Raw genomic sequence first — 25,736 nt, 5'->3', positions numbered from 1 at the left:
GAAAACTTACCGCCAATGCAGAATAACTATTCAATTCTCTCCACCGTAACCTCCGGAAATTGCTCCATCAATAGCAACAGTGGACTTTCCTCCGTGTTTTTACGGGCCTTCAACACGATGCTGACGACGTACTCGTCCTTCTCCTGATGCCCCAGTCTTTTCATGTCATAGCTTACCAGCAGGAAACCTTTCTCGTAGATAACACGGGCGATCCGGTTGATCGCCTCCTTGTCGGAGGTAGAGAATACCACCAAGGAACTTCGCATCCCGATGCTTTTAAAAATAACGCTCAACAGCTCCAGCCCGGCGAGCGTCAACAAAGTGGCGGCGATACCGAGCCCGTACATGCCTGAGCCGACGGCCAGACCGATACCGGCGGTCGCCCAGATACCGGCGGCGGTAGTCAATCCCCGCACGAATTGTTTCTGGATGATGATCGTACCCGCCCCGATGAAACCGATGCCACTCACCACTTGGGCGGCCACACGGCTCGGATCGAGACTTACGCTATTCTCTAGGATGACATCTTGGAAGCCATATTGGGAGACAACCATGATCAACGCGCTACCCAACGAAACAAGGAAGTGAGTCCGGTAACCCGCCTCCTTCGCACGGTACTCACGGTCTAGCCCGACAACGGCGCCCAGAATACCTGCCACGAAAAGTCTTAGTATGAAATCCCACATCATAATCAACGATCTTTTAGGTTTTACCCCGAAAGATAGGAATTATTTATTGATTCAGCCGCCATTCACGGTGATAAGAATCGATCGCCTCCCGGACGGAGCCATGTAGGAGCAGGAGATTCTTGCTCTGCTCGTAATCCAGACGAAGCTCTTCCATGATCATACGGGTGCCACGATCCACCAATTTTTGGTTGGTCAGTTGCATGTTCACCATCCGGTTCCCCTTCACCCGGCCAAGCTTGATCATCGTGGAGGTCGTGATCATATTCAGCACCATCTTCTGGGCCGTACCGCTCTTCATCCGCGTACTTCCGGTGACGAACTCCGGACCTACTACCGGCTCGATGGCGATCTCCGCCTCCGCCGCCATCGGGGAGTCCGGGTTGCAGGAGATAGAGGCCGTCAGGATTCCCTCGGAGCGTGCCTTACGCAGGGCGCCAATCACGTAGGGAGTCGTACCCGAGGCGGCTATCCCCACCAAGGTATCGTTCGTATTGATATGATATTGTTGAAGTTCCTCCCAAGCCTTATCCAGATCGTCTTCCGCCGACTCCACTGGATTCCGGAGCGCCCGGTCACCGCCGGCGATCAAACCGATCACCAAGGTATTCGGCATACCGTACGTGGGAGGGATCTCGGAGGCGTCCAAGACACCCAAGCGACCACTCGTACCCGCCCCGATATAGAAGAGCCTGCCGCCTCTCCGCATCCGCTCTACGATACGGGTTACCAGCTTCTCGATCTTCGGGATCTCCCTGCCAACGGCGATCGCCACTTTCCGGTCCTCGTTATTGATGCCTTCCAGCAACTCCCGGACAGACATCTGATCCAGATTATCGTACAACGATTCCGACTCGGTTATCTTTTGAAATGCCATAACTCATTCATTTTTTTCTTCGTTCGTAAAATGATACCGGATCAATCCGTTCATGGGAGCCTGTACGACCGTACCGACCTTCAAGTCTAAGGATAAGGCCGCAGCTTTCAATACCTCCTGATAATAATAGGCGATAGAGCCTACGAAATGAATCGGGTACGTATCAGCTCCCGGATATAACGCCACGTTACGGAGGAAAAAGCTACGGAAACTCGTATAGACCAAATTATAAATCGGTTGCTCGGTGATATTCTCCAACAAGAAACGGGATAAGGTAGCCAAGAAACGATTCGGGAAAGGTTGTTTATATACCCGCTCCAACAATAAGGCGGGCGTCAACTCATATTGATCCATAAACTTCTGAACCAAAGGCGCCGGCAACTGACGCTTCAAGCAATCCCCTACCAATAACTTCCCGAGCACGGCGCCACTACCCTCATCCCCCAGAATGAATCCCAAGGGAGAGATATGCTCCGTTATCTCCGTCCCGTCATACAGACAAGAATTCGATCCCGTCCCCAATATACAGGCGATTCCCGGACGGCTCCCGCATAAGGCACGAGCAGCCGCCATCAAGTCACTATACACCTCTATGGGAGCCGGGATATAAGGCGTAATCGCCTCTTCCACGATCCGGTTCTTCTCCGGGAAGGCGCAACCGGCGCCATAGAAGTAAATGGCATCGATCCGCTCACCCCTCAACGCGGGCAATAAGGCACCCCGGATTTCTCCGGCGATCTCCTCCCGTGTCTGGAAATAAGGATTGGTACCCGCTGTCACGACCGTACGCACCGGTCTGCCTTGATCTGCCAAGCACCACTCCGTCTTTGTAGATCCGCTATCCGCAATTAATATCATATACTTATTATAATATCAAATTCTGGAGAATATATACCACCGCGCCGGACAAATATCCCGCCAAGGCCAACAGAGAGATATTCTTCAAGTACCAAATAAAATTGATCCGCTCCAAGCCCATCACGACGACTCCGGCGGCGGAACCGATGATCAACATACTTCCACCTACTCCTGCGCAATAAGCCAAGAACTGCCAGAACACGCCGTCTTGCATGAAGTTCGCCAGATAAGCCGGATCAGTCGCCGCAGCCACCATAGCGTCCGTAGCCACCGGGTACATACCGATAGCCCCTGCTACCAACGGAACATTATCCACGATAGACGATAAGGCGCCGATAATCAGGTTCACCGCATACACATTGCCTACCGTATCGTCCAGCCAGAAAGCGAAATCCGACAATACGCCGCTGCAACGCAAGGCATCCACCGCCAAAAGGATTCCGAGGAAGAATAACAAGGTCGCCCCGTCTATACGGTGAACCACCTTGGACAAACGCAATTTCAAGTCCTCGTCGATCGGTTTACGGGCGTATAGCATCTCCGTATAGAACCAAAGAATACCCACTCCCATCAAGATACCCATAAACGGGGGAAGATGAGTAACCGTCTTGAATACAGGCACGAACAATAAACACAACACACCGATGATCAAGATCGATAACTTCTCCTTATCCTTCAATTTCTTCAGCAACTCATTGTCCGCCTCCATTTGCGAGAATGCGTTAGGGGGCGTCACGTTTCCATGCAAGAAACGCATGGCGATCAAGACCGGGATCAACGCCGATACGATACTCGGCAGGATCAAATGGGGGATCGTGGATGAGGTGGAGATATTTCCTCTTACCCAAAGCATGATCGTAGTCACGTCGCCGATCGGTGACCAAGCGCCACCGCTATTCGCCGCTATAATAATGATACTGCCGAACACCCACCGCTCTTTATAATTCCCGAGCAACTTACGGATCAGCATGATCATGACAATCGAGGTCGTAAGGTTGTCCAACACGGCCGACATAAAGAACGTGATCACGGCGATCAACGCCAGCAGTTTCTTCTTTTTCTTCGTGGTAATATGATTCGTGATAAACATGAAACCGCCATGGGCATCGATCAGCTCCACGGTTATCATCGCCCCGATCAGGAATATAAGCGTCTCGGCGATCTCTCCGATACTATCCAGAACCTGATGCTCCACGACGAACCGGGTACATTGTTCCTTAAACGTTAAAGAACCCAAAGAGGGGAACGATTCCAAGAACAAGCTGAATTCCTCTGCTGAGGCCCTCGGGATGAAAAACGGGGCCGCATACGTGTACATAACCCATAAGATAGTACCAATAAGCAAAGCCGTTCCCGCCTTGTTTATCTTTAGAGGATGTTCCAATGCGATCATCAAATAACCGACAAGGAACACAATGACCATTGCTGTCAACATAACTTCATGATTTAGGTTTAAACGCTACAAATGTAGAAATAATAACTCTGTAACACGATAGAAAAACAGAATGTTTTTTAAGATAATTTTACCAAACATGCGAAAGGAACCGGACTACTCCGATTCCTTTCCTATTCTCTCGAGGGAAAACTATAACCCCGAGACAATTCACTCTACAACCAACATCTTATCACCCACGGAGACCTTGTCCGTCTCATTGACATACACCTCTTTCACCACTCCATCGATAGGCGTACGGATCTCGTTCTCCATCTTCATGGCAACCAATACGCAAAGCGGGTCTCCCGCCTTGACCTCATCGCCTACCTTGACATATACCTTCTGGATCACGCCCGGCATCTGGGCCTGTATGACCTGACGGCCGACCGTCTTGGAACTGGTTCTCGACAGGCGTAATTTCTTCAACTCGTCAATCACCTGTACTTGGAAATAATCACCTTTATTCTTTACCTCATAGGTGGAATCTCCAACACTGGATATTTGTACGCCATGAGATTTATGGTTCATGATGATCGAGTGGATCGTATCTCCGCCCAGATTGTAATCTACATCATAAACGGTACCGTTTACGGATACTTTCTTGATAGGCCCGTCTTCCAGAATCTCTACCTTGAACTCTGTGTCGGGAATATCGTTAACCGTGGCAAAATAAGTCGCTAAAGCCTTTGACATAATCATTCCTCCTCTCATTAAAAGTTATTGGCCAACATTTGTAACTTCCCGTAGTGCTTCCACAGGGACTCCCCTACCAGCGGAACGGTCGTCGCACGGGCGGCCGCCTCTTTCTCCTCCTCGTAATGCTTCAAGGCGGCGGCGATCACGGCGACGGTCGGGTCGCTGTTCTGGCGACGCTTCAAGTCTTCCTTATCGAACTTGGTGTCGATAAAGGTCGTATCGTAATTCCCCTTCAAGAAGGTCACGTTATGCAACACACGCAGGTGGAACGGAATCGTTGTCTTGATTCCCAAGATCTTGTATTCCCGCAAGGCACGTATCATATTCGAGATGGCGGACTCACGGGTCCGGCCCCATGTGCAAAGCTTGGCGATCATCGGATCGTAATGCAAGGACACCTCGAAACCGGCGTAAGCGGCGCTATCCAGACGTACGTTACGTCCCTCGGGAGCCTCACGCACCTTGATCACGCCCGGAGAGGGCATAAAGTTATTTTCCGGGTCCTCCGCATAGATGCGGCATTCCAAGGCATGCCCCCGGCAAGCCACATCTTCCTGCTTATAAGGCAGACGATTTCCTGCGGCCACCAAGATCATATCGCGAACCAAGTCCACGCCCGTTGTCTCCTCCGTCACCAGATGCTCCACTTGAAGGCGGGTATTCATCTCGAGGAAATAGAAGTTCTGGTCCTTATCCATCATGAACTCCAACGTCCCGGCGCTGTAGTATCCGATTTTCTTGCAGGCCTCCACCGCTACGGCCAACATCTTCTGGCGGGCGGCCTCCTTCACGAATGGAGAGGGCGCTTCCTCGATCACCTTCTGGTTACGGCGCTGGATGGAGCACTCACGCTCATACAGATGTATCACGTTCCCATATTTATCCCCGAGTACCTGCACCTCGATATGATGGGGGTTCTCGATATACTTCTCGATATAGATGGCATCGTTCCCGAACGAATTGGCCGCCTCGGAACGAGACATACGGAAAGCCGCTTCCATCTCATCCTCGCTATGCACCAAGCGCATACCCTTTCCACCGCCTCCGGCAAGCGCCTTTAGCATGATCGGATAACCCACCTCTACGGCTACCTTCTTCGCATCCTCTATGTCCGTCACCGGCTTTTCCGTTCCGGGAACAACCGGTACACCGGCTTCTTTCATGATCTTGCGGGCCTCGGTCTTGATACCCATCTTTGCGATCACGTCGGCACTCGGGCCGATAAAGATCACGCCCTCCTCCTCGCAACGGCGGGCGAAGTCGGCGTTCTCCGACAAAAAGCCGTAACCCGGATGAATGGCAGCTCCTGTCTTCTTGGCGATCTCAAGGATCAAGTCCGGCTTCAAGTAAGAGGTATCCGCCTCATCTTCCGAGATGCAGTAAGCCTCCTCCGCATAACGTACATGTAATGCTCCACGATCCACATGCGTATAGATCGCTACGGTCGGGATGTTCATCACCCGGCAGGTGCGGAATATCCGCATCGCTATCTCGCCACGATTGGCTACTAATACTTTCTTTATCATAAGGATTCGTTTTTAAAGAGGAATATTGGAATGCTTCTTCGGAGGATTGGATTGCCGTTTGTTGGCCAACAACTCAAAACTACGGATCAAACGACCGCGTGTGATAGACGGCTCGATGATCTCGTCTACATAGCCTAACTCGGCGGCCCGGTACGGATTAGCGAACCTTTCCCGGTAATCGGCTTGCAATTCCTTCCGTTTGCCTTCGGGATCTTCCGCAGTCTTCAACTCCTTACGGAACAAGATATTCACGGCACCGTCCGGTCCCATGACAGCGATCTCGGCGGTTGGATAAGCGAAGTTGATATCACCCCGGATATGCTTGGAGCTCATCACGTCGTAAGCGCCGCCGTAAGCCTTTCGGGTAATGACGGTCACTTTCGGCACGGTAGCCTCGCAATACGCATACAGTAACTTAGCGCCATGACGGATAATTCCCTCGTACTCTTGGTTCACGCCCGGCAAGAAACCCGGTACATCCACCAGCGTCAACAACGGTATATTAAACGCGTCGCAGAAACGGACAAAACGGGCGGCCTTTACGGATGCGTTGATATCCAGCGTACCGGCCAATGCGGCGGGTTGATTCGCCACGACACCGATCGTCTTTCCATTCAAACGGATATAACCGATAATGATGTTCTTGGCATATTCCTCTTGTATCTCGAAGAAGTTTTGATCATCAGCCACGGAAAGGATCAGCTCCTTCATGTCGTACGGTTGGTTGGGATTGGTAGGAACCAGCAGATCCAATTGCGGATCGATACGGTTCGGGCTATCGGTGGTAGGAACGAATGGCGGCTCTTCCATATTGTTATTCGGCAAGAACGACATCAGCTCACGTATCTTCAAGATACAATCCATATCGTTATCCGCCGTGCAATGAGCCACTCCGGAACGGGTGCTATGCACTTCCGAGCCTCCCAGATTCTCCATCGTAACCTCTTCTTGCGTCACGCTTTTCACGACCTCCGGGCCGGTGATAAACATGTAGCTCGTTTGTTTTACCATAAAGATAAAGTCCGTCAACGCCGGCGAGTAAACCGCTCCACCCGCGCACGGGCCCATAATGGCGCTAATCTGCGGGATCACGCCGGAGGCCAACGAGTTCCGGAGGAATATCTCGGCATATCCCGCCAAGGAACGAACCCCTTCTTGAATACGTGCGCCCCCCGAATCGTTCAACCCGATCACAGGAGCGCCTAGTTCCGTTGCCATGTCCATGATCTTACAGATCTTACGGGCATACGTCTCAGACAAGGCCCCACCGAATACCGTGAAGTCCTGAGCGAAAACAAACACCGTGCGTTGCCCGATCATTCCGTAACCGGTGACCACGCCATCTCCTAATGGACGCTGTTTTTCTAAACCGAACTCATGGCACGTATGTGTCACGAACTTGTCGATTTCCACGAAGCTACCTTTTTCCAACAGCAGTTCGATTCTTTCTCTAGCGGTTAGTTTACCTGCCGCATGCTGTTTCGCAACGCGGTCTTCTCCGCCCCCTAACTCAGCTTTGTGGTTGAGAGCTTTTAATTGTTCAATTTTTTCCTTCATGGCGTATCTCTTTAATTATCCGGGAAACGTTCAATATATTAGAAAACAAAGTCTGTAAATGTATTGTTTCCTAAAGAAACGAAATGTATCATATATTACATCTATCGCCTAATCAATGAGATCTATCAAGAAGGATATTTTTTAGTAAATACTGAAATCTTGCGGCTTGATCACGAAACCGATCCGCAACATGCTTTTGTATTGATTGTATTCCAAAAGGTTCTCACCGTAACCATTATAATATTGCAGGAAGAAATATTGGTTCTCGTTATTATTAAACTTATAACTCAACTCGATCTGGGTGTTAAAGCTGAACCAAGTCTTCCGTTTGGTCAAGATAACCCCACAGTTAAAGCGCCTGTTGTCCGTCCGGTAATTGGCGGCTACTTGGAATATACCGTTATATTTAAGGATGTCTTTATTTTCCCCGCCGTCCACGATCGGTATCCAGCCCTTGAATTGAACTTCCCAGTTCTTATTCAACAGGACAGCCGCCGCTAGGGTGATCTTGTTCCAGCTTCGGGAGAAGATGCTATCTTTCCCGTTCGACTCATGCTCGACCATCAAATAGCCTTTTCCAATATATTTATTCTTATGTACGATAAGGTGCCCCAAACCGATACCCGGATTAAAATTCAAGTCGCGCATAGGCAAGGACTCTTGAAAGACATTCCAAAAAGCCTTCTGCGTGTATTGCAAGAAAAGATAGGTATCGAACGGGAGCTTACTTTTCGTAAGACGCTGGGCGATGCTCAGCTGGAATTTAACGTCGGAGTTTCTCGCCGTAGGCTTGTTGCCGATAGGGATACCGCCGATGAAATAATTGTCCTTGAATAAGGTAAAATAAGGAGACTTATCCAAAATCGCACGAATACTATCCGCATTATAACTCTCTCCCGGTCCTTTCGCCAAAATCTGCGAGTGTGCCATACCACAAACAAGAAGGAAGAGAAAGGATATAATCGTTTTTTTCATAAATGATCTTAAATTATAAATATGTCCGCGAATATAGGGGAAACGGCAGTTGGCTTTATCGCCCAAATTACATGAATAATGGTCATTTCACCTATGAATATAATATATAAACCAAAATTCAAGAGGTTAGTTCATTTTTCCTATATTCGCGCCTATGGAAGAAGTCTATAGTTATTATAAAGAAAATATCGACGCTTATACACGGCGCTTGGGTAATTTGAAAAAGAAGATCCATTTGATGGGGAGTATCCGGTTGGCTTTAGTGGTGGGAGCGATCCTCTCCTTGTGGATATTCAAGGATGAGAGTTGGCAATGGCTGACGGGGATCACCTTCGCCTATATCATCCCGTTCGCGCTCCTGATGTGGTACCATAATAGAATGTACGCACGTAAAGTATACGCCGAGACCTTGATCAAGCTGAATGAGGATGAGCTGAAAGGACTGGACTATGATTTCAGCGCATTCGACGGGGCGGCCGATAAGATCTCGGGCGAGCACTCTTTCTGCTTGGATCTGGATGTGTTTGGAGACCGCTCCTTGTTTCAATCGCTCAATCGCACCGTAACCGGATTCGGACGGGAGCGACTGGCCGATTGGTTCTCGAATCCTTTGACGGATAAGAAGGAGATCGTCAAGCGGCAAGAGGCTGCCAAGGAATTAGCGGCTTTATCCGCCTTACGGCAACATTTCTATGTAACGGGAATTATCCGGCAGGACACGCAAGATACGAGAGACAACGATATCAACTTTATGGACAGGCTCACTCAACGTAAGAATAAATTCGTTGATAGCCTACCGTGGAAACTGTTGATCTGGATGGTCCCGGCGTTGTGGGTCGTGCTGGGCGCCGCTTACTTTCTGGATTGGATCAGCGGGAGTTTATTGAATATTTATTTCTTGATCACGCTAGTGATTGCTTACGCACGTGCCAAGGAGATCAACGCGCTTTACGCGACCGTCAATAAGATGGAGTCTATTTTCAATCGATACTCAAAGCTGATGCGATGCGTGGAGGAAGATAGTTTCCAATCGGAGGAACTGAAAGAGATCAGCGGGCAATTAGCGAATGAGAAGGAATTGGCCTCGCATGCCATCAAACGTTTGTCGTCGTATATCGGAGGATTAGACCAACGATTCAGTTTGGCGGGTATCATTTTCAATCTCTTCTACCTACGGGATACACGCCACGCCATCCTCTTGGAACGCTGGATTCAGACCTACGCCGATAGGCTTCCGCTTTGGTTCGACGCGTTGGCTCGTTTCGACGCGCTTAACTCGTTGGGCGGTTTCGCTTTCAACCATCCGGAATATATTTATCCGGAGATCGCCGACACTTATTTCCAGATGGAAGGCAAAGCCTTGGGACATCCTCTTTTGAACCGGAAAGTCTGTGTAAAGAATGATATCGATATCCGTAAAAGCCCTTGGTTCCTGATTATCACCGGAGCGAATATGGCCGGTAAGAGTACGTACCTCCGGACGGTCGGTGTCAATTACTTATTGGCTTGCGTAGGCGCTCCGGTCTGTGCCGCCTCCTTGACGGTTTATCCCGCCCACATGGTTACCAGCTTGCGTACCTCCGATTCCTTGGCCAGCAACGAGTCTTATTTCTTCGCGGAGTTGAAACGACTGAAAATGATTATCGACAGGCTGCAAAACGGGGAGAAGTTATTTATCATCTTGGACGAGATCTTGAAGGGAACAAACTCTATCGACAAGCAGAAGGGTTCTCTGGCCCTTATGAAGCAACTGGTCGCTTATAAGGCTTGCGGCATCATCGCCACCCACGATTTAGTGCTGGGTACTTTGGAGGAAGAGTTCCCGGAACAAATAAAGAATTACCGCTTCGAGGCGGATATAAAAAACGAGGAGCTATCCTTCTCTTATCAACTAAGGGAAGGGATAGCCCAGAATATGAATGCTTGTTTCTTGATGAACAAGATGGGAATCTTGTTTAATTGAAAATTGAGAATTGAAAATTGCGGCAAGCGAAAAGTAAACTGCCGATAGTCAACCGTCAACTACCTTTTGTATTTGGTTTTGATTGCGGGGAGGACTTTTTGGATTTCGGCTATACGGGTGGCATCGCTGGGGTGCGTGCTCATAAATTCCGGCGTAGAGCCACTCTTTCCAGCGGACATCTTTTTCCAGAAGTTGACCGCCACGTCCGGATTGTATCCCGCCATAGTCATGAATACCAATCCCATATAATCCGCTTCCGATTCGTGCTTACGGGAGAAAGGAAGCATTACGCCATACTGCGCTCCCACACCATATACCGTATTGGCCGCCTGCTGTACCGCCGCGCTCTTATTGCTTACCGCCGCACCTAAAATCGCCGCCCCATATTGTGCCATTAGCTGCTGGCTCATACGCTCATTGCTGTGTTTGGCTACGGCATGGGCGACCTCATGCCCGATGACCACCGCCAATTCATCGTCCGAGGAAACCAAAGGCAACAATCCCTCGTACACCACGATCTTGCCCCCCGGCATACAGAAGGCGTTCACCTGCGGGTCATTCACCAAATTAAACTCCCAAGAGAAGTTTTTCACCTCATCCGCCATCCCGTTCGCCCGCAAATATTCCTCCGTAGCGGCGGCTATCTTCTTTCCGACCCGGGTTACCATAGCGCTCTTGTTCGTATTCGTCGATTTCTTCGCCGCCTTTATATAATCGTTATACTGGGTAAGGCTGGACGATAACACCTCTTGATCCGAAACCAACAGCACTTGCTTACGTCCTGTCAACGGTACGCTGGAACAGCCTGCCAATAAAAGCAAGGCCACGAATAAACTTGCTATTTTTCTCATATCCTTTTACTTGAAATTAAATCTGATACTCTCTTTTTAATAACGCAAAGATACTACCATTTTGTTCAAAACGACCACACCCTTTCGTTCTTTCTATAGGAAGCATTAGCCTTTTCTTTTAACAACATTCATCATCTAACATCCGTTGCATGATCATCCACCATCTGTTGCATGATCTTCTAACAGCTGTTACATGATCATCCAACGGCTGATAGAAGATGAATATAAATAGACGAAATGCCTAACACTTACAACGATTAAACCTAAGCTAAGCAGGAAAATCCCTTACCTCCTATTTATATATAGAAAAAAAAGCCCTCGATTGTATATTTATTCAATAATACTCTTTATATTTGCAGCCTGTTTTGCATAAATATACAACATGAGTACAAAGAAGGAACGATTGGATGCCATTTGCGGTATTATACAGACGAAGGTGATAAGTAACCAAGAAGAGCTGCTTAAAGAATTGGAAGATAGCGGATTCTCGGTTACGCAAGCTACGCTCTCCCGCGACATCAAGCAACTGAAAGTAGCCAAGGTACACGACGGAAACGGAGATTATGTATACCGCCTTCCCGAAGAGAGTATAAGCAAACAAGCACAGCCTGAAGGCAAGAAAAAGCCGAATATCGAGTTTTCCGGAAACTTGGCGGTGGTGAAAACACGACCGGGTTACGCCATGGGAATCGCCTCGGACATAGACTCCCATGCCCCTAGCGAGATACTGGCTACCATAGCCGGAGACGATACGATCTTGGTAATCCCCCGCAACGGTGTAAGCCAAGAGAAGGTAATTGCCGCTTTATCACATTTTATATAAAAGGGAAAAACTAAGAACAAACAATAAAATGGAACAAGAAATAGAAATTGATGTTATGATCGCTGATGCCTCTCACGAGGTATATGTGGATACGATCCTAGATACGATCGAGTCTGCCGCTAAAGTCCGGGGCACGGGTATCGCCAAGCGTACGCACGAGTATGTGGCCCAGAAGATGAAAGAGGGCAAAGCGGTGATCGCCTTGGCGGGAGACAAGTTCGCCGGGTTTAGTTATATCGAGTCATGGGGAAACAAGCAGTACGTGACGACCTCCGGCTTGATCGTGCATCCGGATTTCCGGGGTTTGGGTATCGCTAAACGCATCAAGGACATGACCTTCCAGCTTGCCCGCATGCGCTGGCCGAAGGCGAAGATATTCAGCCTTACCTCCGGCGCCGCCGTGATGAAGATGAATACAGAGCTGGGATACGTGCCGGTTACGTTCTCCGACTTGACGGACGATGAGGCTTTCTGGAGGGGTTGCAACGGTTGCGTGAACCATGATATCTTGGAACGCACCGAACGTAAGTATTGCATCTGCACGGCCATGCTGTTCGACCCGGCCGATCCGCATCGTGCGCAACGAGAGCGGGAAGCTCGTGATCAAGCTAAAAAAGACTAATTAATACGATAGAAAAACAACATAAAATAAAGAAACGATGAAGAAGAAAGTAGTAGTAGCGTTCAGCGGAGGTTTGGATACCTCATTCACGGTCATGTATCTGGCTAAGGAAAAAGGATACGAGGTTTACGCCGCTTGCGCTAACACAGGTGGTTTCAGCGAGGAACAATTGAAACAAAACGAGGAGAACGCCTATAAGCTAGGCGCCACGAAATACGTGACGATCGACGTTACGAAAGAGTATTACGAGAAGAGCTTGAAGTACATGATTTTCGGAAACGTGCTGCGTAATGGTACGTATCCTATCTCCGTAAGTTCCGAGCGTATCTTCCAAGCCTTGGCGATCGCCCGCTACGCGAACGAGATCGGTGCCGACGCTATCGCCCATGGTTCTACCGGAGCCGGCAACGACCAGATCCGTTTCGATATGACTTTCTTGGTATTGGCTCCGAATGTGGAGATTATCACCTTGACCCGTGATATGGCCTTGAGCCGTGAGGCAGAGATCGACTACTTGAAGGAGCATGGTTTCGAGGCCGATTTCACGAAGTTGAAATATTCCTATAACGTAGGTCTTTGGGGAACCTCTATCTGCGGTGGCGAGATTCTTGATTCCGCACAAGGATTGCCCGAGAGCGCTTATCTGAAACAAGTGGAGAAGACCGGCAGCGAGCAATTGCGCATCGAGTTCAAGAACGGTGAGGTTCACGCCGTGAATGGCGAGGTGTTCGAGGATAAGATCGCCGCTATCCAGAAGATCGAGGAGATCGGGGCCGCTTACGGTATCGGCCGTGATATGCACGTGGGCGATACGATCATCGGCATCAAGGGACGTGTCGGTTTCGAGGCTGCCGCTCCTATGTTGATTATCGGGGCACACCGCTTCCTTGAGAAATATACGTTGAGCAAATGGCAACAATACTGGAAGGATCAGGTAGCGAACTGGTACGGCATGTTCTTGCACGAGAGCCAATATCTGGAACCGGTGATGCGAGATATCGAGGCGATGTTGCAAGAGTCTCAGCGTAACGTGAACGGTACGGCTATTCTGGAGCTTCGTCCGTTGTCCTTCTCTACCGTTGGCGTAGAGTCTGAGGATGACTTGGTGAAGACGAAATTCGGCGAGTACGGAGAGATGCAGAAAGGTTGGACCGCCGAGGATGCCAAGGGCTTCATCAAGGTTCTTTCCACTCCGCTACGTGTTTATTATACGAACCATAAAGACGAGGAGATATGATTAAATGCGGAATTATAGGCGGAGCGGGTTACACGGCGGGTGAATTGATCCGCCTGCTCCTAAACCACCCGGATGCCGAGATTACATTTATAAACAGTAGCAGTAACGCCGGCAATAAGATAACGGACGTGCATAGCGGTCTTTATGGCGAGACGGATTTGGTGTTCACCAGCGAGTTGCCATTAGATAGCATCGACCTTCTGTTCTTCTGTACCGCTCATGGCGATACGAAGAAGTTCATGGAGAGCCACACGGTTCCCGAGAACGTGAAGATTATCGACCTGAGCATGGACTACCGGCTCGAAGGCCCGGAGCACGATTTCGTGTACGGCTTGCCGGAATTGAACCGCCGCCGGATTTGCAATGCCCGGCATATAGCGAATCCCGGTTGTTTCGCGACCTGTATCCAATTGGGCGTATTGCCGTTGGCGAAGCACTTGATGCTGAATTCCGATTTGCATGTCAATGCCATCACGGGATCGACGGGAGCGGGCGTGAAGCCTTCTTCCACCTCTCACTTTAGCTGGCGCAACGACAACATATCGATCTATAAGCCTTTTACGCATCAGCACTTGGCCGAGATCAACCAGAGCTTGAGCCAGTTGCAGAAGAGCTATTCGAGCCGTATCAACTTCATCCCCGTACGCGGTAATTTCTCCCGTGGCATATTCGCCACGACATACATCGATTGCAAGATCGACTTGGTGGAGATCCGACGTATTTATGAGGAATACTATGATGATCACAGCTTCACGTTTATCACCGATAAGAACCCGGATTTGAAACAAGTGGTAAATACGAATAAATGCTTGATCCACTTACAGAGAATAGATGATAAGCTTCTTATCATCTCTATGATCGATAACTTATTGAAGGGCGCTAGCGGCCAAGCGGTCCACAACATGAATTTATTGTTCGGGTTGGAGGAGACGGTTGGCTTGCACTTAAAACCCTCCGCGTTTTAAAAAATACTATAAAGATGAATTTATTTGACGTATATCCATTATTTAATATAGAGATCATACAAGGCAAAGGATGTCATGTATGGGATACCGAGGGAAATGAGTACCTCGACTTATATGGCGGGCATGCCGTAATCTCGGTGGGTCACAGCCACCCTACTTACGTAAAGGCGATTACCGAGCAGGTAAATAAATTAGGCTTTTATTCGAACTCGGTTATCAATAGCTTGCAACAAAAATTAGCGGACAAGCTAGGGAAGGCTTCCGGCTACGATGATTATTCGTTGTTCTTGATCAACTCCGGAGCGGAGGCGAACGAGAATGCGTTAAAGCTGGCCTCTTTCCATAACGGCAAGAAGCGGGTGATCGCTTTCAAGCACGCCTTTCATGGCCGCACCTCCGCCGCCGTCCGTGTCACGGATAACCCGAAAATCATCGCTCCGGTAAACGAGGATCTGGCGGTTACTTATCTTCCTTTGAACGACGCTTCCGCCGTCCGGGAAGAATTGAAGAAGGGGGATGTATCTTCCGTGATCATCGAAGGTATCCAAGGTGTAGGTGGCATCCAATTGCCAACAGATGATTTCATGCGTGAGTTACGCGACCTGTGTACGACTTATGACGCTTGTCTGATCTTGGATGAGATTCAATCCGGATATGGAAGAAGCGGTAAATTCTTCGCGCACCAATACGCCGGTATCAAGCCGGATCTAATCGCGGTAGCGAAAGGTATCGCCAATGGCTTCCCGATGGGTGGGTTATTGATCAGCCCGAAATTCAAGCCGGTTTATGGTATGCTCGGCACTACTTTCGGCGGTAACCATCTGGCTTGTGCGGCCGCTATCGCCGTTCTTGATATTATGGAAGACGAGCGTTTGATCGATAACGCGGCGAAAGTGGGTGCCTATTTATTGGAGGAGTTGCATAAACTTCCGGGTATCAAGGAAATCCGGGGTCGTGGCTTGATGATCGGTATCGAGTTCGAGGAATCTATCAAGGAAGTGCGTAGCAAACTTCTCTTCGAGGAGAAAGTATTCACGGGTGTAGCCGGAACCAATACGATCCGTCTGCTTCCTCCGCTTTGCTTGACGATGGATGAGGCCAAGGAATTTATCCGTCGCTTCAAGAAAGTCCTAAACGCTTAATTGTTCTTTATTTCATAAAAAGGGAGGATGTCTTAATCAGCATCCTCCTTTTTTCATACCTCCTCTACAACTAAGTAAATTAAGTATCACCCTTTGTCAAAAAAACATCATTCCCTTTTCCGAAAAAACACTAACTTTACGCAGTCTAAACTTTGAGTCTCTAATTACTAATGAACACGATCGATGAAATATCTATTTATAGGAGTATTCACTTTGTTGTGCCTATTTGCCTGTCAATCTAACGATTCCAAATACATAATAGAAGGCACCCTACCCACCACGCAGCAGGATGGGGAATGGATTTATCTGGCTCCCATGGAAAACGCCTCGATAGAGAATATAGATTCCACGAGAATAGAGAACGCACGGTTTACCTTCCAAGGAACAGGAGAAGAGATGAAAGTCCTCCGTATGCGCATCCTTTTGCGCCTCAAGTTCCAAGAGCTACTGGTCGTAACGGAACCGGGCGTGACCTCGGTACGGATAGACTCCATCAGCTCGGCATCCGGTACACCGCAAAACGATGCCTTGCAACATTGGAAAGACCGGAAGCAAAAGAGCGATGGCGAATCCTATGCCCTATGGACAGCACTTAAGACTTGTTCGCCGGAAGATTCCATCCGCATCAAGCAGACACGGGATTCCTTGCAGGTAGAGACGCAAGCTTTTAATTATGCGTTCATGAGAGAACATATCAACCAAACGGTCGGGAAATTCCTCTATAAGATGATAAAACCCTCCTTAACCGAAGAACAACGAAAGGAACTGGATGAAGCGAATCATTAAACAGGATCTATCGATCACGCTGGCGGTATTGGCGATAGCGATCTTTGCTTTCTTCTTCTGGATGTACCCCTATCATTTGTTCCACAAAGAGCAAATGATGCTGTTCTTGTATAGCGGAGAGTTTCTCCGTGGATATTTTCAAGAGGAAGCGTGGCTGGCTTGTCTCGCCGGCGATTTCCTCACGCAATTCTTTTATTATATCGGGGGAGGCCCGTTCATCCTAAGCGCTGTCTTAACTTTATTCGCCCTGCTTACCTATCGGACATTCCGGCAATTCGTCAGCAAGAGATACGCCCTTCCTCTTATGATACTGCTTGTATTATGGGAGACCGGAAGGTCTTGCGGACTTGCGTATCCGTTATCCGCGACTCTCTCCTTGGTCGGGGCAGAAGGTGTTTTCCTTTTATATAGCCGGAGCCAAACCGAGGGGCAACGTCTTCTTACCTGTATTCCCGCCATGCTCCTTTGCTATTGGTGTTTTGGGTACGGGGCATGGCTCTGTCTGGCCCTTATGCTGGCCGCCGGAATCATAGCGCACCATCAAAAACTAAGTGTCCTGCTTGCGGCAGGTATATTGCTTCTTCCAGCGACCCAATATCCAGCTACCACTTGGTGGAGTAAACCGGATCTCGACCGGGAGTATGTACTCGGCCTCGATGCGGAGCATTATTTCGGAAATGTACAAAAGATGAATAAACAGCTTGGGACAGACCGGAAAATCCTTTGGGCGACCTATTACCGGAACCTGTACAATGCAACGCATTCCTCCGAGATCAACTCACCCGTATCTCTCTCCCGGAACCTCCTAGCGTGGAACCAACCGGGAACGAAAGGACTGATCCTCCCCGTGGGCCCATCCTCTTCTTTTCTCTCCATCTTGTTCGCCAACGAGATATGGTTCACGTTAGGAGATATGACCATGGCCGAGCACTGCGCCATGCTAAGTATGATCTTCTCTCCCCGCAATTCAGGTAGCCGTATGATAAAACGGCTGGCTGAAATCAATCTGGTCAATGGGGATGATGGGGCGGCTCTTAAATATCTGCGTATATTAGACAAGACACTCCTTCATAAAAGCTGGGCCGAAAAGAGGATGCCCGGTCAGCAAACCCCGCAAGTAAAGGATTGGCTGGAGAAGAAACGCAGATACATCCCTACCCAAGACCAACTGCGCCTCGGAGACGATGCCGTGACTTCCTTACGGAACTTAGTAGCCTCGAACGCCGGAAACCTCCGCGCTTACGAATACTTACTCTGCTATCATTTACTCTCCAAAGATCTCCGTTCTTTTGGGGAAGATTATGTGCCGGGCAAGGTATCTAGTCCCATTTTCGCCGAGGCCATGTTGATCAATCTCGCCCGCCAAGGCAATATCCGTGCGGAAGAGCTTATAAAATACCAAATCCCGGTAGAGATAGCGAAGGAATTCGCCGATTATACCCGGCTTTATGAAGCAAAGGACACGAGCTTGAAGGAGAAATACGGCAAGACCTATTGGTTCTATTACCATTTTGCGACCACAGAACCCGGAAAGGAGAGTAAACCATGAAAGAAACAAGAATCATGAAAGGAAACATAACCTATTACCTCGTTTGGATTATCTGCTTGCTGGCAGGATGTACCCCTACACCGAAGCAAATAGAGGATACCACAGACCCGATCCCCATGTATCCCGATTATACGGATATCATGATTCCCACGAATATCGCCCCTCTCAACTTCTTGTTGAGAAATGAAGCGGACGCGATGCAAGTAACCTTAAAAGGGGAATCGAAAGAAATACGATTATCTTTCGGAAAGAAAGCTATTTTCCCTTTAAGCCTATGGGAAAGCCTTTTAGAGCAGGAAGTGGGCAACCGCCTGCAAATAACCGTAGTCGCCCGTATCAAGGGTAAATGGTTTCGTTACCCCTCTTTCTACTGGCAAGTAGTTCCGGAGAAACTGGATAGTTATATAAGCTACCGGCTTATAGAACCCGGCTACGAGGTATGGAACAAAATCCAATTATGCGAACGGGAAATTAATTCTTTTGAAGAACGGATTATCGCCGACAACAATGATACCGACGGTTCTTGCATGAACTGCCATATTTACGGAAATAAGAAAGGAAGTTTATCCATGTTCCATTTACGGGGAAAGCAAGGAGGCACCCTGCTGAACCGTAACGGACATTTGAGGAAGTTGAAACTGAGCAACGACAGTCTGCCGAATGGGGCTGTCTATGGCGATTTCCATCCATCGGGGCAGTTCGCCGTTTTTTCCACGAATATTATCATCCCTGCTTTTCATTCGTTAGGAAGTAAGCGGTTGGAAGTCTATGATACGACCTCCGACCTAATGGTCGCAGATTTCAGAAAGAAACAACTCATCACCTCCCCATTGACTAGCCGGAAGGATGAGTTAGAGACTTTCCCAACTTTCTCGCCCGATGGGAACTGGATCTATTATTGTTCCGCTCCTCTCCAGCCGTTGCCCGATAGTATCCATAACCTAAAATATTCCCTATGCCGCATATCTTTCCATAAAGATACCAAGGAATGGGGACAACGGATCGAGACCGTATGGGATGCCCAGAAGCATAATGGCTCCGCCTGCCATCCCAAGATATCGCCCGACGGTAAATACCTGCTTTTCACGGTAGCCGATTATGGAACCTTCCCGATCTGGCACCGAGAAACAGACCTGCATATGATGAACCTCCAGACCGGGAAGATAGATACCTTACCTGCCGTCAACTCCGATAAATCGGATACCTACCATAGCTGGTCCTCTAACAGCCATTGGTTTGTCTTTGCCAGTAAGCGGGATGACGGACTATACGGAAAGCCTTATTTCTCTTACGTGGATAGTACGGGAAAAGCCTATAAACCGTTCGTACTCCCGCAAGAGGATCCGGAACATTACGATATCACGTTGAAATCTTATAATATACCTGAATTATCCACTAGCGAGCTTCCTTTCGACGCTGAAGATGTACAAGAGATCTACTACGACGAGGAAGCTGAGACTTTTAAATAATAGAATCATGGAAAATACACGTAAATATAGATACATAAGAGGAATCGCCTCCTTATTATTCGGCTGTGCGATTTGCCTGTTTTGGGGACTTTATTATCCTCATCATTTACATTACCACGAGCAATTCCAGTTATTCCTATTCACGCCGGAATATGGAATCGACAAATGTCTCCATCCCGGAGGCATCGCTGAATATATAGCGGAGTTCCTGACGCAGTTCTATTATTTCGCTTGGGCAGGGGCTACGATCTTGGCGATCGTTCTCGTGCTTATCCAACGGCAAATAAACTGGCTGGCCAAACAAATGGGGGCTTCCGACTTTTGGTATCCGCTCAGCTTTCTCCCTTCCATCCTGCTCTGGGTATTTTTATGTGATGAGAATGCCCTGCTGGCATTCCCCGTCTCCATAACTCTCGCCCTCTTCGCTCTAGTCATCCAGCGAAAAACCGCTCATTCATGGGGACGAATTATCTATACGCTCCTAATGATGCCGGTGCTCTACTGGGTGGTAGGTGGTGGGGCCTATTTCATCTTCGTGATCGGAGTAATAATCGGGCATTGCATCAAATCCGTGCCAGCCACATACAACAAATCCTATATTTGGATTCCTATCTACATCTTGCTTGGAATCCTATGCCCCCTATTGGCACAAAGCCTTACGCAATATCCATTGCTTAGCCTCATGACCGGCATCGATTATTATCGTTTCCCCATGATCGTTCCCAACACCCTGTTAGTTGTTATTGCTACCGTTGCCATAACCCCCGGGGCACTTGCTTTACTTCCCCCACCCGTAAAGAGCACTAAGGCATGGATGGGTATTATCTCCACCCTGCTCCTTATCGGTGGTGGCACATGGATTCACGCCGCCAGCAATTCGGATAAGGAGGAGGCTATGAAATACGACTACCTCACCCGCATGAAACAATGGAACCAGATCATCAAGGCGGCAGAAAACAAAGAGCCTAATTCCCCCTTCTCCGTGACCTGCTTAAATCTGGCTCTCGCCAAGACCGGACAATTAGGGGATCGCATGTTCCATTTCTACCAGAATGGAACGGAAGGATTGATCCCGACCTTCCAAAGAGATTTTACCTCACCGCTCCCAACCAGCGAGATATTCTATCATCTGGGAATGATCAACTCCTCACAGCGCTATATGTTCGAGGCGATGGAGGCTATCCCCGACTATAAGAAAAGCGGACGTGCCTATATGCGTCTGGCCGAGACCAACTTGATCAATGGACAATACGCTGTCGCCGCCAAATACCTGCGGGCTTTGCAGCATACCTTGTTCTATAAGAAATGGGCGACCCATGCCATGAGCTACCTAAATAACGATGAAAAGATAGAGAAGCATCCCGAATGGGGATGGTTGAGAAAAGCCCGATATACGGAAGATTTCTTGTTTAGCGACACGGAAATGGATGTCATGCTAGGCTTATTGCTGCAACATAACAAAAGTAACCGGATGGCTTTCGAGTATATGTTAGCCTATGTCTTGCAAAAGAAGGATCTGGAACGTTTCATGAAATATTATCCGCTGGGAAAAGATCTGGGCTATAACCACATACCCATCTCTTATCAAGAGGCATTGATTTTCATTTGGACACAGCAGCATCCTAATTTCCAAGGCCTTCCTTGGAGCATCTCCCGCAACGTATTGGAAGGGGTAAGCGAGTTCGCCCGTGTCTATATGACGCAGAAAGACTCCGAGCCTATCCTTCGCCCGAAATACGAGAAGACATTTTGGTATTACTTATTATTCAGAAAATAAACGGCCATGAGAAAGCTTATCTTATTATATAGTATATGTATAGCGTTATTTACCGCTTGTGGGGATTCGGTGGTATCCCCCGAACAAATAGAGAAATACCCGTCCATCTATCCGGATTATATCGGGGTAACAGTTCCCGCCACGATAGCTCCAATGAATTTCTCTTATACGGATACCTCCTATGAGCGGATAGATGTTATCGTAAAAGGGCACCAAGGCAAAGAGGTACATATAAACGCGAAGCATGTCAATTTCCCGGAAAAAGAGTGGAAGCAACTGCTCAACTCCAATCAAGGCGATAGTTTACTCTTTACTGTCAGTATCAAGCAAAAGGGTAAATGGAGTACTTACAAACCTTTCCCCATGTACATCAGCCCCCACCCGATCGATTACGGCCTAGTATACCGAAAGATCGCTCCCGGTTATGAAGTCTATAGCCGTATGGGTATTTATGAGCGTGATCTATCGTCTCATAAAGAAAGACCTTTGGTGGAAAACACGCTGGTCAAAGGTATGTGCGTAAACTGCCATGCCTTCAATCGTACGGACCCGAGCCATTTCAGTCTTCACATCCGAGGAACGCATGGAGCCACTTTTATGAGAACCGGCAATAAGGATGAATACCTCAACACGAAAACAGATCAGACAATCGCCGCTTGCGTCTATCCCTACTGGCATCCCGGAGGCGAATATATAGCGTATTCCACGAACAACACCCGGCAATCGTTCCATACGGTTAAGGACGAGCGGGTAGAAGTCTTGGATTTGGAATCTGATGTAGTCGTTTACCATCCGGCAGATCATCGTCTACTTCTTTGCGATTCTTTGCAAAAGAAAGACAGGTTCGAGACCTTCCCCGCATTCTCCCCGGATGGTCGTACGCTTTACTTTTGTTCCGCCGAGGCTAAAAAGATTCCCGAAGAATATAAAGAGATAAGATATAATTTATGTAGTATAGATTTTGATCCCTCTGCCGGTACATTCGGGAGCCGTATCGATACATTGGTGAACGCTGAGGCTTTAGGGAAAAGCGTATCTTTCCCCCGTCCTTCCTATGACGGCAAATATATTATGTTCACCTTATCCGATTACGGAAACTTTTCGATCTGGCATAAAGAGGCGGATCTATGGTTACTGGACTTGACAAGCGGAGACCTCCGCAAGCTATCCGAAGTAAATAGCGATGACACCGAAAGCTTTCACAACTGGAGTAGCAACTCCCGCTGGTTTGTCTTCAGTAGCCGCCGGGGTGACGGCCTTTATACCCGCCTTTATCTGGCTAGCATGGATGAGAATGGCAAGATAAGCAAGCCCTTTCTCCTTCCCCAAGAAGATCCGGAAACCTATTACGATCGCTCTGTCTATTCCTATAATGTCCCGGATTTCACGAGCGAGCCTATCAAGATCGACACAAGGGTATTTGAGAAGAAGATAACCTCGAAAGAACGTATACAGGTACAAGCTAAGAAATAAAAATAATACCACTATCCGATAAAATAATACTAGATTGTCTGCCCGATACCTCTTACATTCGCGTTCATAAAGAAAGACAATTATCATGAAGAACACGAAATTAATTACCATGTTATGCCTAGGGGCATTAATCGCCTGTTCACCATCGAAGAAAGGACTAGAGCCGACAAGCGAACAGGTTTCGCCGAGAGAACGTTTAATAGAGAACCTACGTGCGATTCCACAAAAAGGAATCATGTTCGGACATCACGATGATACGGTTTATGGGATCGGATGGGAATTTGACGAAGGAGGCTCAGACGTGCAAAAAGTATGCGGCGATTATCCGGCCGTTATCAGCTTTGACCTTGGAGAGATCGAACTCGGGGGAGATAAAAGCCTTGATAAAGTACCTTTCGAGAAAATACGCAAGGAAATCATCAACCAATATAACCGGGGAGGCTTGGTATCTTTAAGTTGGCATCCCCGTAACCCTAAAACCGGAGGGGACGCTTGGGACGTATCAGACCATGCTGTCGTGAAATCGATCCTTCCGGAAGGGGAGAACTATGAGAAATTCCAAAGTTGGCTAGGCAAAGTGAATGATTTCATCCTTTCCTTGAAAACAAGCGATGGCACCAAGATTCCCGTCCTATTCCGTCCTTGGCACGAACACACCGGAAGTTGGTTCTGGTGGGGACAGAATTTATGTACCACGGATGAATACAAGACGCTATGGCGAATGACCGCCGATTATCTAAACGCTCACGGAGCAACAGACCAGATCGTATACGCTTATTCCACAGGTACAGAGCCGCAGGATCAAGCGTCTTATCTGGAACGTTACCCCGGACATGACTTGATCGACGTCCTAGGCTTCGACGCTTACCAACGGGAAGATAAGGATTTCTTCTTGAAAAGCATGGATACCAGTCTTTCCGTAATAGACAGCATAGGCAAAGCCAACCATAAGATCATAGCGGTCACGGAGACCGGCTACGAAGGGATACCAGACTCCACATGGTGGACGGGAACCCTGCTGCCTGCCATGGAGAAATATCCGGTCGCTTATGTATTGGTATGGAGAAACGCCCGTGAAAAAGTCACTCACTTCTTTGGCCCTTATCCCGGACAAGCCTCTGCCGAGGATTTCAAGAAGTTCTTTGAAAATCCGAAAACATTGTTCGCCTCCGATATCAACCTATATAAATAACATCATACATAACCAGATAAATCACGTCATATCCAGTTGTAGAGACGGGGCGTGCCCCGTCTCCCACCATCTGATAATATCATTTAAAGCAAAAACATCATGGAACAATTTCAAGAAAAAGTAAACGAACTCTTCGCTAAACACGAAACCTTGTTAAGCCGGAAAAATATCCCTTTAGAAGACGGAAACGGAATCTTCACCCGTTATCAACACCCTGTACTGACAGCCGCGCATACCCCGATCTTCTGGAGATATGACTTAAATGAAAAGACAAACCCCTACTTGATGGAACGCATCGGCATGAACGCAACCATGAACTCCGGCGCGATCAAATGGAATGGTAAATATATATTAATGGTACGTGTAGAAGGAAGCGACCGTAAATCCTTCTTCGCCGTAGCCGAAAGCCCGAACGGAGTAGACAATTTCCGTTTTTGGGATTACCCGGTAACCATGCCGGACGATCTTGTCCCGGCCACGAATATTTACGACATGCGCCTAACCGCTCATGAAGGCGGCTGGGTTTACGGAATCTTTTGCGCCGAGCGCCATGACCCGAACGCAGCTCCCGGAGATCTATCCTCGGCAACCGCCACGGCAGCTATCGCCCGGACAAAAGACTTGAGAAACTGGGAACGTCTCCCGGATTTAAAGACCAAGAGCCAACAACGTAACGTCGTATTACACCCAGAATTCGTAAATGGTAAATATGCCCTTTACACCCGCCCCCAAGACGGATTTATCGACGCGGGAAGTGGCGGTGGTATCGGATGGGCCTTGATTGATGATATCACGCACGCCGAAGTCAAGGAAGAAACCATCATCGACCAACGTTACTACCATACGATCAAGGAAGTGAAAAATGGCGAAGGCCCCCACCCGATCAAAACACCGAGAGGCTGGTTACATCTCGCCCATGGCGTACGGGGATGCGCCGCCGGATTACGTTACGTGCTTTATATGTATATGACCGCGTTGGAAGATCCCACGAGACCTATCGCCACACCCGCCGGCTATTTCATGGCTCCGGAAAATGAGGAACGGATCGGCGATGTATCCAACGTTTTATTCTCTAACGGATGGATCGCGGATGAGGATGGAACCGTATATATTTACTACGCATCCTCCGATACCCGTATGCACGTGGCTGTATCCACAATCGATAAATTGGTAGATTACTGCATGAACACTCCGGCCGACGGGCTGACTACGACCGCATCTGTCGAGACGCTGAAAAAGCTGATCGATCGAAATCTTCCACTCCTGAAATAACCTAC

22 protein-coding genes are annotated in these 25,736 nt (G+C 48.4%); 13 read left to right on the top strand and 9 right to left on the bottom strand.

Annotation, left to right across the window (positions count from 1 at the left end):
* Positions 1 to 26 precede the first annotated feature (26 nt).
* The 8 genes from BHV83_RS02110 to BHV83_RS02075 all read right to left on the bottom strand — a co-directional run bounded on the left by BHV83_RS02110 (position 27) and on the right by BHV83_RS02075 (position 8,610).
* Positions 27 to 689 (bottom strand): MgtC/SapB family protein, encoded by a 663-nt coding sequence (locus BHV83_RS02110; RefSeq protein WP_005855247.1) that lies wholly within the window; start codon positions 687 to 689, stop codon positions 27 to 29.
* Positions 690 to 732: 43 nt separating this feature from the next.
* Positions 733 to 1,563: an N-acetylmuramic acid 6-phosphate etherase gene (murQ, locus tag BHV83_RS02105; protein ID WP_005855245.1), complete on the bottom strand. Its 831-nt coding sequence runs from the start codon at positions 1,561 to 1,563 to the stop codon at positions 733 to 735.
* Between the two features lie 3 nt (positions 1,564 to 1,566).
* Positions 1,567 to 2,421 (bottom strand): ATPase, encoded by an 855-nt coding sequence (locus BHV83_RS02100; RefSeq protein ID WP_005865617.1) that lies wholly within the window; start codon positions 2,419 to 2,421, stop codon positions 1,567 to 1,569.
* 7 nt (positions 2,422 to 2,428) lie between these two features.
* Complete coding sequence (nhaD, locus tag BHV83_RS02095) at positions 2,429 to 3,856, bottom strand: sodium:proton antiporter NhaD (protein ID WP_005865615.1); 1,428 nt, start codon at positions 3,854 to 3,856, stop codon at positions 2,429 to 2,431.
* Between the two features lie 168 nt (positions 3,857 to 4,024).
* The gene (locus tag BHV83_RS02090) at positions 4,025 to 4,549 is read right to left on the bottom strand and encodes a biotin/lipoyl-containing protein (protein ID WP_029257277.1); all 525 of its coding nucleotides are present in this window, start codon (positions 4,547 to 4,549) and stop codon (positions 4,025 to 4,027) included.
* Between the two features lie 17 nt (positions 4,550 to 4,566).
* Entirely contained in the window at positions 4,567 to 6,078 is a 1,512-nt protein-coding gene (gene accC / locus BHV83_RS02085; RefSeq protein WP_286755922.1) for an acetyl-CoA carboxylase biotin carboxylase subunit, read from the bottom strand.
* Between the two features lie 12 nt (positions 6,079 to 6,090).
* Complete coding sequence (locus BHV83_RS02080) at positions 6,091 to 7,635, bottom strand: acyl-CoA carboxylase subunit beta (RefSeq protein WP_286755920.1); 1,545 nt, start codon at positions 7,633 to 7,635, stop codon at positions 6,091 to 6,093.
* A 141-nt stretch (positions 7,636 to 7,776) separates the two neighbouring features.
* Positions 7,777 to 8,610 (bottom strand): phospholipase A, encoded by an 834-nt coding sequence (locus BHV83_RS02075; RefSeq protein ID WP_286755918.1) that lies wholly within the window; start codon positions 8,608 to 8,610, stop codon positions 7,777 to 7,779.
* Between the two features lie 154 nt (positions 8,611 to 8,764).
* Here BHV83_RS02075 and BHV83_RS02070 point away from each other — a divergent pair, with 154 nt between their 5' ends.
* Positions 8,765 to 10,573 carry a MutS family DNA mismatch repair protein gene (locus BHV83_RS02070; RefSeq protein ID WP_286755915.1) on the top strand — a complete coding sequence of 603 codons (1,809 nt, stop codon included), beginning with the start codon at positions 8,765 to 8,767 and terminating at the stop codon, positions 10,571 to 10,573.
* Between the two features lie 59 nt (positions 10,574 to 10,632).
* Here the strand turns inward: BHV83_RS02070 and BHV83_RS02065 are convergent, their stop codons facing one another.
* Positions 10,633 to 11,424, bottom strand: a complete 792-nt coding sequence (locus BHV83_RS02065) for a M48 family metallopeptidase (protein ID WP_286755913.1) — start codon at positions 11,422 to 11,424, stop codon at positions 10,633 to 10,635.
* Between the two features lie 382 nt (positions 11,425 to 11,806).
* On the opposite strand from BHV83_RS02065, the gene BHV83_RS02060 reads away from it, so the two are divergent.
* From BHV83_RS02060 to BHV83_RS02005, 12 genes are all read left to right on the top strand, one after another.
* Positions 11,807 to 12,247: an arginine repressor gene (locus tag BHV83_RS02060; protein WP_005855227.1), complete on the top strand. Its 441-nt coding sequence runs from the start codon at positions 11,807 to 11,809 to the stop codon at positions 12,245 to 12,247.
* Positions 12,248 to 12,275: 28 nt separating this feature from the next.
* On the top strand, positions 12,276 to 12,869 hold the full coding sequence (locus BHV83_RS02055; protein WP_286755907.1) for a GNAT family N-acetyltransferase: 594 nt from the start codon (positions 12,276 to 12,278) through the stop codon (positions 12,867 to 12,869).
* Between the two features lie 37 nt (positions 12,870 to 12,906).
* Positions 12,907 to 14,106: an argininosuccinate synthase gene (locus BHV83_RS02050; RefSeq protein WP_286755904.1), complete on the top strand. Its 1,200-nt coding sequence runs from the start codon at positions 12,907 to 12,909 to the stop codon at positions 14,104 to 14,106.
* The gene (argC, locus tag BHV83_RS02045; protein WP_286755902.1) at positions 14,103 to 15,071 is read left to right on the top strand and encodes an N-acetyl-gamma-glutamyl-phosphate reductase; all 969 of its coding nucleotides are present in this window, start codon (positions 14,103 to 14,105) and stop codon (positions 15,069 to 15,071) included. Before BHV83_RS02050 ends, argC begins: the two co-directional genes overlap by 4 nt.
* Before the next feature lie 14 nt (positions 15,072 to 15,085).
* Positions 15,086 to 16,213 carry an aspartate aminotransferase family protein gene (locus BHV83_RS02040; protein ID WP_286755899.1) on the top strand — a complete coding sequence of 376 codons (1,128 nt, stop codon included), beginning with the start codon at positions 15,086 to 15,088 and terminating at the stop codon, positions 16,211 to 16,213.
* 183 nt (positions 16,214 to 16,396) lie between these two features.
* Entirely contained in the window at positions 16,397 to 16,999 is a 603-nt protein-coding gene (locus BHV83_RS02035) for a DUF4369 domain-containing protein (RefSeq protein WP_286755897.1), read from the top strand.
* Positions 16,983 to 18,548 (top strand): DUF6057 family protein, encoded by a 1,566-nt coding sequence (locus BHV83_RS02030; protein ID WP_286755895.1) that lies wholly within the window; start codon positions 16,983 to 16,985, stop codon positions 18,546 to 18,548. Before BHV83_RS02035 ends, BHV83_RS02030 begins: the two co-directional genes overlap by 17 nt.
* Positions 18,545 to 20,017, top strand: coding sequence for a TolB family protein (locus BHV83_RS02025; RefSeq protein WP_286755893.1), 1,473 nt, complete (start codon positions 18,545 to 18,547; stop codon positions 20,015 to 20,017). Before BHV83_RS02030 ends, BHV83_RS02025 begins: the two co-directional genes overlap by 4 nt.
* Positions 20,018 to 20,024: 7 nt before the next feature.
* On the top strand, positions 20,025 to 21,794 hold the full coding sequence (locus BHV83_RS02020) for a DUF6057 family protein (protein WP_286755891.1): 1,770 nt from the start codon (positions 20,025 to 20,027) through the stop codon (positions 21,792 to 21,794).
* 6 nt (positions 21,795 to 21,800) lie between these two features.
* Positions 21,801 to 23,267 carry a TolB family protein gene (locus BHV83_RS02015; RefSeq protein ID WP_005865589.1) on the top strand — a complete coding sequence of 489 codons (1,467 nt, stop codon included), beginning with the start codon at positions 21,801 to 21,803 and terminating at the stop codon, positions 23,265 to 23,267.
* Positions 23,268 to 23,352: 85 nt separating this feature from the next.
* Entirely contained in the window at positions 23,353 to 24,459 is a 1,107-nt protein-coding gene (locus BHV83_RS02010; protein ID WP_286755887.1) for a glycoside hydrolase family 26 protein, read from the top strand.
* Positions 24,460 to 24,558: 99 nt separating this feature from the next.
* A complete protein-coding gene (locus tag BHV83_RS02005) occupies positions 24,559 to 25,731 on the top strand; it encodes a glycoside hydrolase family 130 protein (protein ID WP_286755885.1) in 1,173 nt (390 codons plus the stop codon).
* Positions 25,732 to 25,736: the final 5 nt, after the last annotated feature.

It is taken from the genome of Parabacteroides sp. merdae-related_45_40 (assembly GCF_001915675.1).
This window is presented reverse-complemented; position numbering and strand designations above follow the sequence as displayed.